9 protein-coding genes are annotated in these 7,715 nt (G+C 64.9%); 2 read left to right on the forward strand and 7 right to left on the reverse strand.

Annotated elements, in window-relative coordinates; all coding sequences use genetic code 11:
* Positions 1–425, reverse strand: a 425-nt coding sequence (locus ABSG20_RS28835) for a GNAT family N-acetyltransferase (RefSeq protein ID WP_423867863.1), incomplete at its 3' end; no start/stop codon positions are given.
* Between the two features lie 3 nt (positions 426–428).
* On the reverse strand, positions 429–731 hold the full coding sequence (locus ABSG20_RS28840) for a type II toxin-antitoxin system TacA family antitoxin (RefSeq protein ID WP_490338345.1): 303 nt from the start codon (positions 729–731) through the stop codon (positions 429–431).
* A 21-nt stretch (positions 732–752) separates the two neighbouring features.
* Here ABSG20_RS28840 and ABSG20_RS34895 point away from each other — a divergent pair, with 21 nt between their 5' ends.
* Entirely contained in the window at positions 753–1,052 is a 300-nt protein-coding gene (locus ABSG20_RS34895; protein WP_490338346.1) for a type II toxin-antitoxin system YhaV family toxin, read from the forward strand.
* A gap of 227 nt (positions 1,053–1,279) precedes the next feature.
* Here the strand turns inward: ABSG20_RS34895 and ABSG20_RS28850 are convergent, their stop codons facing one another.
* The 5 genes from ABSG20_RS28850 to ABSG20_RS28870 form a co-directional block, all read right to left on the reverse strand.
* Positions 1,280–2,284 carry an ABC transporter ATP-binding protein gene (locus tag ABSG20_RS28850; RefSeq protein ID WP_423867864.1) on the reverse strand — a complete coding sequence of 335 codons (1,005 nt, stop codon included), beginning with the start codon at positions 2,282–2,284 and terminating at the stop codon, positions 1,280–1,282.
* 28 nt (positions 2,285–2,312) lie between these two features.
* Complete coding sequence (locus ABSG20_RS28855) at positions 2,313–3,365, reverse strand: Gfo/Idh/MocA family protein (protein ID WP_423867865.1); 1,053 nt, start codon at positions 3,363–3,365, stop codon at positions 2,313–2,315.
* On the reverse strand, positions 3,362–4,201 hold the full coding sequence (locus ABSG20_RS28860) for a carbohydrate ABC transporter permease (RefSeq protein WP_423867866.1): 840 nt from the start codon (positions 4,199–4,201) through the stop codon (positions 3,362–3,364). The genes ABSG20_RS28855 and ABSG20_RS28860 overlap by 4 nt, the downstream gene beginning before the upstream one ends.
* Before the next feature lie 14 nt (positions 4,202–4,215).
* A complete protein-coding gene (locus ABSG20_RS28865; protein ID WP_423867867.1) occupies positions 4,216–5,196 on the reverse strand; it encodes a carbohydrate ABC transporter permease in 981 nt (326 codons plus the stop codon).
* A gap of 309 nt (positions 5,197–5,505) precedes the next feature.
* Entirely contained in the window at positions 5,506–6,765 is a 1,260-nt protein-coding gene (locus tag ABSG20_RS28870; protein WP_423867871.1) for an ABC transporter substrate-binding protein, read from the reverse strand.
* Positions 6,766–7,091: 326 nt separating this feature from the next.
* Here ABSG20_RS28870 and ABSG20_RS28875 point away from each other — a divergent pair.
* A partial coding sequence (locus tag ABSG20_RS28875) for a glucosamine kinase nucleotide-binding domain-containing protein (protein ID WP_423867868.1) occupies positions 7,092–7,715 on the forward strand: 624 nt, incomplete at its 3' end.

Here is a 7,715-nt window from a genome sequence, read left to right on the forward strand (position 1 = left end):
AAACGGCGGGCCGCCTCATCCTTGGCATCGACGACAACGGCGAACGACGCGATCTCACTACGGACCGCGCGCAACAGAGCGTCGGCAAGCAGGAAGCGGCCGTACCCTCGCCCTTGATAGTTTTGATCGACGGCGAGCCGGCCCAAAAGCGTCGCGGGAACGAGCGGATAGCGGGGCAGCTTGCGGGTGATATCGGCCGGAAATTCGGTGAGTTTCACGCCGGTCGCGGACAGTGTGTGGTAGCCGCCGATGGCGCCGTCCGGCAGCACGAGCACGAATGGCGCCGCGATATTCTTGCGGGCATCCTGGCCAGCCTGGCTTCGTAGATAGCGATCGAGCGCTTCGGCGCCGCTGACGAACGAACTGCGATCGTGCTGCGGACCAAGCGCCTCGACCCGAAGCAATCCCTCGGGTGCGCCCGGCACCGGCTATACGCCGGTGGCTCCGCGATAGCGGCGCACCGTGTCACGCAGACGGTCGTTGACGGGCTTCGGATGCAACAGCGCATCGACAAACGCCTGGCTGTCGCGAACCGACAGTTCGAACTGCTGATGCTCCTCGATCGCCCGTCGTGCGGCATCCTGGAGGCTGGTCAACACGAAATCTGTGACCGTCCGCCCCTGCAGGGCTGCGGCATGTTCGATGAGCGTCTTCTGCTCCGCCGTTACCCGGGTCTCAAGGCGTTGTGCGCGAGTGCGGCCGCGAGGGGATTTCAAAACAGACTTTGTCATGTCATTTCTCTCCTCGCGGGAATGTACGGCCAAAGCCCGGCCAGTTCAAATGCCGCCGACCGCTTTTTGTTCTTCCGCTACAATTCAAAGGCGGCGGTTATCATCTACGCCTGGGTCAATGACGAGAACACGCTGCGAAAAGCGGGCAGCGGCAATGACCCTTACCATCTCTTCGGCGGCATGCTGCGAAAGGGGCGACCTCCCGACGATTGGATCGCCCTGACTAAGGAAGCCGCCGCGTATGTCCCGCCAAAACTGGAAGGGAAGCCACCTCTCCCTGAACGGGGAGCGGCGAGGGCGATTACGAAAGATGAGTTGTGAAGGCATAAGCGAGAGGCCCATCAAGAAGGCAGGGAGACCAAGCTCGATGGTTTCATTTTGGGCCGGCTGGAAACGACTTTGGCCTCGGCGCAAAGGCTTTCCGCTTACGCGCAAATCGGCCGGCTGCTTCGGGAGTTTTATCGCATCTCGATGGAAGCGTTCGGCTATATCGGTCCGAAGGGCATCTGGACGGCACATCCAGCCGCCGCCGCCCGCCGCTGCACCCATCAGGCCGCGATCGCCTTTCCGTCGCCGTCGAAGCGGTAGATCTTGCCGTCGCGCGGCGTCAGGCCGACGGTGTCGCCGACCTCATGCTGCCGGTCGTCGCCGTGGATCCGCGCCGTCAACATCCCGATTTCCGGAACCTCGACATAGAGCATGGTGTCGGCGCCGAGATGCTCCGCATGGGACACGGTGCCGGTCCAGGCGCCGTCCTTGGCCACGGTGAGATGTTCGGGGCGGACCCCGATGGTCGCGGCGTTGGCTCGCGCGGCGATGGCGCCGGAGACGAAATTCATCGCGGGCGAGCCGATGAAGCCGGCCACAAACAGGTTGGCCGGCCTGGCGTAGAGCTCGAGCGGACGGCCGACCTGCTCGATGACGCCGCCGCGCATGACCACGATCTTGTCGGCGAGCGTCATGGCTTCGACCTGGTCATGGGTGACGTAGATCATGGTCGCGCCGAGCTGCCGGTGCAGCTTGGCGATCTCGATGCGGGTTCCGACCCGCAAGGCCGCATCGAGGTTCGACAACGGCTCGTCGAACAGGAACAGGCTGGGCTGGCGCACGATGGCGCGTCCGATCGCCACCCGCTGACGCTGCCCGCCCGAGAGTTCCGCCGGGCGCCGGCCGAGCAGCGCCTCGAGCCGCAGCATGTCCGAGGCCTTCTTGACCCGCAGCTCGATCTCGGCCGCGGCGACACCTTCCTGCGACAAAGCAAGGCTCATGTTCTTGGCGACCGTCAAATGCGGGTAGAGCGCGTAGCTCTGGAACACCATGGCGATGCCGCGTTTGGCCGGCGGCACGCCGTTCATCAGCCGGCCGTCGATCCGAAGGTCGCCCGAGGTCTGCTCGTCGAGCCCGGCGATGACGCGCAGCAGCGTCGACTTGCCGCAGCCGGACGGGCCGACGAAGACCACGAACTCGCCGGTCTTGACCTCGAGCTCCACGTTCTTGAGGACGTCGGTCGCGCCAAAGCTCTTGCGGATGGCGGTCAGCGCGAGCGAGCCCATGCGTTGCGTACTTCCGTTTAGAGTTCCTTCAGAGTTCGATGGCGCGGTTTTCGCGCATCGAGCGGTCGCCGGCGAGCACCACGGCCAGCGAGCGGACGGCATCCTGCATATGGCGATCGAGGTCGTGGTCGTGGCGGATGGCCTCGAGCACGAAGGCCTGCTCGCGTTCGCACAGCTCCTGGTGGCCCGGTTCGTCGGCCATCGACAGGATCTCGTCCGCTGCCAGGAAGGCGCCGTCCGGACCGGTCGCCGCGCGATGCAGGCGGATGCGCGCCGTCCTTGTGTGGGTGTCGACATCGGCGGAGACCGCGCCCTCGTCCATGACGATCGAAGCCGAGCCGCGCGGCCCCATCACATCCTTCACGAAGAAGGCCGTCTCCGAGATCATCGGGCCCCAGCCGGCCTCGTACCAGCCGACGGACCCGTCGGCGAAGATGATCTGCAGGTGCCCATAGTTGACCTGGCTGTCGGCGATTTCGGCAGACAGGCGAACGCCCATGCCGCGCACCTGCACCGGCCGGCTGTCGGTGATCTGCAGCATGACGTCGACATAATGGACGCCGCAATCGACCACCGGGCTCGTGCTCTCCATCAGGCGCTTGTGGATCTCCCAGGCGGCGCCGGCGGATTGCTGGTTGAGGTTCATGCGCATCACGAACGGCGGCCCGAGCTTGCGGGCGTGAGCGACGAACTCGATCCAGCTCGGGTGATGGCGCAGGATGTAGCCGATCACCAGCTTGCGGCCGGTTCGCCGCGCCGTCGCGACCACGCGTTCGGCATCCGCCACCGTGGCTGCGAGTGGTTTTTCCACGAACACATGGGCACCGGCCTCCATGGCGGCGACCGCGTAATCGGCGTGGCTGTCGGTATAGCTGTTGATCGAGACCAGATCCGGCTTTTCTGCGAGGCCGGCCGCGAAGCTGTCGCGCCACGGATAGCTCTCGAGTGCCGCCGGCAGGGCCACGGGTGAACGGTTGACGAGGCCGATGATCTCGAAGCCGGGGTTGCGATGATAGGCGAGCGCATGGCTCCGGCCCATCTGGCCGAGCCCGACCACCAGGACGCGCAAGGGACTGGTCATTTCACCGCTCCGGCCGTGATGCCGCGGATCAGCTGCCGCGAAAACAGGAGATAGAGGATCAGGACCGGCAGCACCGCCAGCGTCAGCGCCGCCAGGATGGCATTCCAGTTGGTCACGAACTGGCCGATGAACACCTGGGCGCCGAGCGTCACGGTCTTGGTGGCTTCGCCCGGCGCCACGATCAGCGGGAACCAGAGGTCGTTCCAGATCGGGATCATGGTGAAGACCGCAACGGTGGCCACGGCCGGGCGTACCAGCGGCAGCACGATGCGAAAGAAGATCGTATATTCCGACAGGCCGTCGATGCGCCCGGCATCCTTCAGGTCCTTGGACACGCCCCGCATGAATTCCGACAGGATGAACACCGCGACCGGCAGGCCCTGGGCCGTATAGATCAGGATCAGCGCCAGATGGGTGTTCACGAGGTGGGCCGCCACCATCATGTTGAGGATCGCCACCGTGCCGAGGCGGATCGGCACCATGATGCCGAGGGCCAGGAACAGTCCCAAAAGGTTATTGCCCCGGAAGCGGTACTCGCTGAGCGCGAACGCGGCCATGGCGCCGAACAGCAGCACCGCCGCAAGCGAGCCCAAGGTCACGATCAGGCTGTTGGCAAAATAGTTCAGGAACACGCCCTGTCCCAGCACGGTCTTGTAGCCGATGAGGTCGAAGCTGCCCGGCCCGGGCAGGCGCAGCGGCGCCCCGAAGATGGTCGCGCGTGTCTTGAAGGAATTGACCGCGACCAGCAGCACCGGTCCGATGCACAGCGCCGTGTAGAGAACGAGGACGAGATGGACCGCGGCGCTGTGGAGCGGGGACGAACGCTCTCGATTCATGGCAAATCCCTGGCTCAGAACTGGTAGCGCCGCATCCTGGTGTGGATGCTGAACAGATAAACCGAGACGCCGGCGAGGATGATCAGGAACATCATGGTCGCGATGGTCGCGCCCATGTTGGGATCGCCGAGCTGGAGCTGGTTGCCAAAGAAGGTGCGGAACAGGAAGGTGCCGAGGATGTCGGTCGAGAAATTGGGCCCTGCCAGCGCGCCCTGGACCGTGTAGATCAGGTCGAAAGCGTTGAAGTTGCTCACGAAGGTCAGGATCGAGCAGATCCCGATGGTGGGCAGGATCAGCGGCAGCTTGATTTTCCAGAACTGTGCGAAGCCGGTGACGCCGTCGAGTTCGGCGGCCTCGACCACCTCGTGCGGGATGCCGAGCAGGGCCGCATAGATCAGCATCATCGGGATGCCGACATATTGCCAGACCGAGATCAGGGCGAGCGTCGTCAGAGCGGTGCTGTCCTGGCCGAGCCAGGGATGGAACCAGCTCTTGAGGCCGATGGCGCCGAGCAGCGCGGGCGTGACGCCCCAAAGCGGGCTCAGGATCAGCTTCCAGGTGAAGCCGACGATGACGAAGGACAGCATGGTCGGGAGAAAGAAGGCGGTCCGATAGAACGCCCGGCCGCGAAGCCCCGGCAGCGACAGCAGCGCCGCCAGCGCGATGCCGATCGGATTCTGCAGCAGCATGTGGAACGCGAAGAAATAAGTGTTGTTGCGGAGCGCCTGCCAGAAATGTTCCGACCAGCGCGGGTCGAAGAACAACAGGCCGAAATTGTCGAGGCCGACAAAGGCCGGAACCCGGTCGACGCTGCGGAACAGCGACAGCCGCAGCGTGTCGGCCAGCGGCACGATCATGATGGCCGTATAGACCAGCAGGGCCGGGGCGAGGAACACCAGGATGTGCCAGCGCCGCGCGCGGGCCGGCCGGACCGCGCCCTCCCCTGCGATCGGCAGGTAGGCAGCGTCGCCCGAAATCTTCTCGATCTGGACCATGGCGGGACCCCGCGAAACCTGCCTATCCTCGCGCGGTGGAGCGGCGTCCCTGCCGGCGCCCCAGCGGCTGGTCTTAGGACAGCCGTCGAAACGATTGAATCGGATCTGCTCTTCTCCCCTCCCCCCCGCGGAGCGGTGGGGAGGGGTCGGGGGTGGGGGTCTATCGGCAGGAACCGCTGCTTCGGTCCCCGCAACGCGCGATGCGCGTGGGGGGAGGGGAGCTTTTGACATCATCCTCATTTTATCCACGGGGCCGACCCATGGACGGACTGCCTGCAAAATCCGAAGCGCTTAATTTGACGTCTGTCCTTACTTGGCCGGCTTGTACCAGGCGTCGAGGCCCTTCTGGAGCTTCTGGGCGGCCTGCTCCGGCGTGTCGGTGCCGTTGATCACATTGGCCGACTCGACCCAGGTCTCGTTCTCGAGGTTCGGGGTGCCGCGCGACAGAATCTGGTAGGTCGAGCGGATGGTCGACTTGCAGCTGTCCCGAAGGGCCACGAATTCCTTGGCCAGCGGGTTGTTCTGCTCGATTGTCCCGCTCTGCAGGCTGAAGAAGCCCGGCAGCGAATTCGAGTAGAGCTGCGCGAACTCCGGCGTCGCGGTCCAGGTCAGGAAGGCCTTGACGGCTTCCGCGTTCTTGGTCTTGCCGTTCATGCCGAAGGCAAGGTCGAGATGATCGGAGATGTAGCAGGGGTCGCCGGCTTTCGGCACCGGAGGCGCGAACACGCCCATCTTGAACTGCGCCTGGCTGTCGAACTGGGCGATCTCCCACGAGCCGGCCGGGAAGATCGCGGCGCGCCCGAGCGTGAACAGGTTCTGGCTGTCGGGGTAGGACTGTGCCTTGAAGCCGTCGCCCATGTAGGGCGCCCATTTGGCGATCTGCCGGAAGGGCTCGACCCATTGCGGGTCCGTCAGCTTCTGCTTGCCCTCGATCAATGCCTTGCGGCCCTCCTCGCCGTGCCAATAGTTCGGGCCGATGTTCTGGTAGCCCATCGTGGCGGCTTCCCACTGGTCGGGCGTGCCCATGGCGAGCGGCACATAGGTGCCGTCGGCCTTGAGCTTGTCGAGGTCGGCGAAGAACTCCGCCGACGTCTTCGGCGGCGCCGCGATCCCGACCTTGGCGAAGGCATCCTGATTGTAGATGAAGCCGTGCAGCACGGCGGCAACCGGCACGCAGAAGGTGGTCTTGCCGTCGTCCGTGCTCCAGCCGGCCTTGGCGACGGCGCTGAACTTGTCCATGCCGGGAATGTCGTTGACGCTGGTCAGCTGGCCCTTCTTGAAGAGCTCGAGCGAGGCATCGAAGGGCCGGCAGGTGATGATGTCGCCCGCGGTGCCGGCGTCGAGCTTGGAGTTCAGGGCCGCGTTGTATTCTTTCGGTGCGGTCGGCTGGAAATTGAGCTTGATGCCGGGATGGCCCTTCTCGAAGACCGGGATGATCTTCTGCTGCCAGATCGGCAGGTCATCGTTGCGCCAGCTCTCGATGGTCAGCGTGGTGTCGGCGGCGAGGGCCGGAACGGCCGCTGCGAAAATGGCTGCGCCGCACAGGACCCCGGCGGCGGTTCTGGTCATCGTCTTCATTGTCATTTTCATGATCTTCATTTTCATGCCGGCTTCCTCTTTCTTCTACCGCTTTTCGATCGTTCGGTCTTCGCTGGGATCACTCGGAGGGCCAACTGACACGTTTTGGAGGGCCAACTGACACGTTGAAGTAGGTAACACCAATAAAATACCTCTCGTCAACTCTGATATGATTCTGGACCTGCACAAAAAGCGTCATTGTCGCGTCAAAAGCGCCGAAATCTCAAAGCCGCGCAGCGAATGGGGTCGAACGGAATCCGCGGCAAGCGCAGGCGCGGGGGACTACCGAAATTGGTATTTCATGGTATTGCTTCCGAATGATGATCGCGGATGGCTCGATGTGGATGGGGATCGATGGCGGCGGCACCAGCTGCCGCGCGCGGCTGGTCGACCGCAAGGGCGCGATCCTGGGCGAGGGTGCCGCGGGTGCGGCCAACCTGACGCTCGGCGTCGACGTGGCCGTAGCCGCGATCCGCGCCGCGGCCCGACTCGCATTCGACCGGGCCGGGCTGAGCCATTCGGAGCTGATGGCGCGGGCGCGCGCGGGCCTTGGCCTCGCCGGGGCCAACTTGCCGAGCCTGGCCGAAGCGATCAGGAAAGTCCCGCTCGGCTTTGCCTCCGTCGTGGTGGCGTCCGATGCGGTCACAGCCTGCCTCGGCGCGCACCGCGGACGCGACGGCGCCATCCTGATCCTCGGCACGGGATCGCACGGGCTTGCCATCTCGAACGGACGAGCGACCAGTGTCGGCGGCTGGGGTTTCGCGCTGGCGGACGATGCCTCGGGCGCCACCCTCGGGCGCAGCGCCGTGCGCTCGGCGATCGCCGCATGCGATGGTCTGGGGCCCCGTTCGGCACTGACCGAAAGGATCATGGGCGGGTTCGGGCACGACCCGGCCGAAGCGGCGATCTGGGCCACGACCGCCGAGCCGCGCGACTACGGG

This window comes from Bradyrhizobium sp., from assembly GCF_049512235.1.
In the GTDB taxonomy this organism is placed as follows: Bacteria; Pseudomonadota; Alphaproteobacteria; order Rhizobiales; family Xanthobacteraceae; genus Bradyrhizobium.

What these genes read in the sequence shown, in the direction of transcription:
- ABSG20_RS28860 (WP_423867866.1), bottom strand. Translation starts at nt 4,201, where the DNA reads ATGAATCGAGAGCGTTCGTCCCCGCTCCACAGCGCCGCGGTCCATCTC.
- ABSG20_RS28850 (WP_423867864.1), bottom strand. Translation starts at nt 2,284, where the DNA reads ATGGGCTCGCTCGCGCTGACCGCCATCCGCAAGAGCTTTGGCGCGACC.
- ABSG20_RS28840 (WP_490338345.1), bottom strand. Translation starts at nt 731, where the DNA reads ATGACAAAGTCTGTTTTGAAATCCCCTCGCGGCCGCACTCGCGCACAA.
- ABSG20_RS28855 (WP_423867865.1), bottom strand. Translation starts at nt 3,365, where the DNA reads ATGACCAGTCCCTTGCGCGTCCTGGTGGTCGGGCTCGGCCAGATGGGC.
- ABSG20_RS28870 (WP_423867871.1), bottom strand. Translation starts at nt 6,765, where the DNA reads ATGACCAGAACCGCCGCCGGGGTCCTGTGCGGCGCAGCCATTTTCGCA.
- ABSG20_RS34895 (WP_490338346.1), top strand. Translation starts at nt 753, where the DNA reads ATGTACGGCCAAAGCCCGGCCAGTTCAAATGCCGCCGACCGCTTTTTG.
- ABSG20_RS28865 (WP_423867867.1), bottom strand. Translation starts at nt 5,196, where the DNA reads ATGGTCCAGATCGAGAAGATTTCGGGCGACGCTGCCTACCTGCCGATC.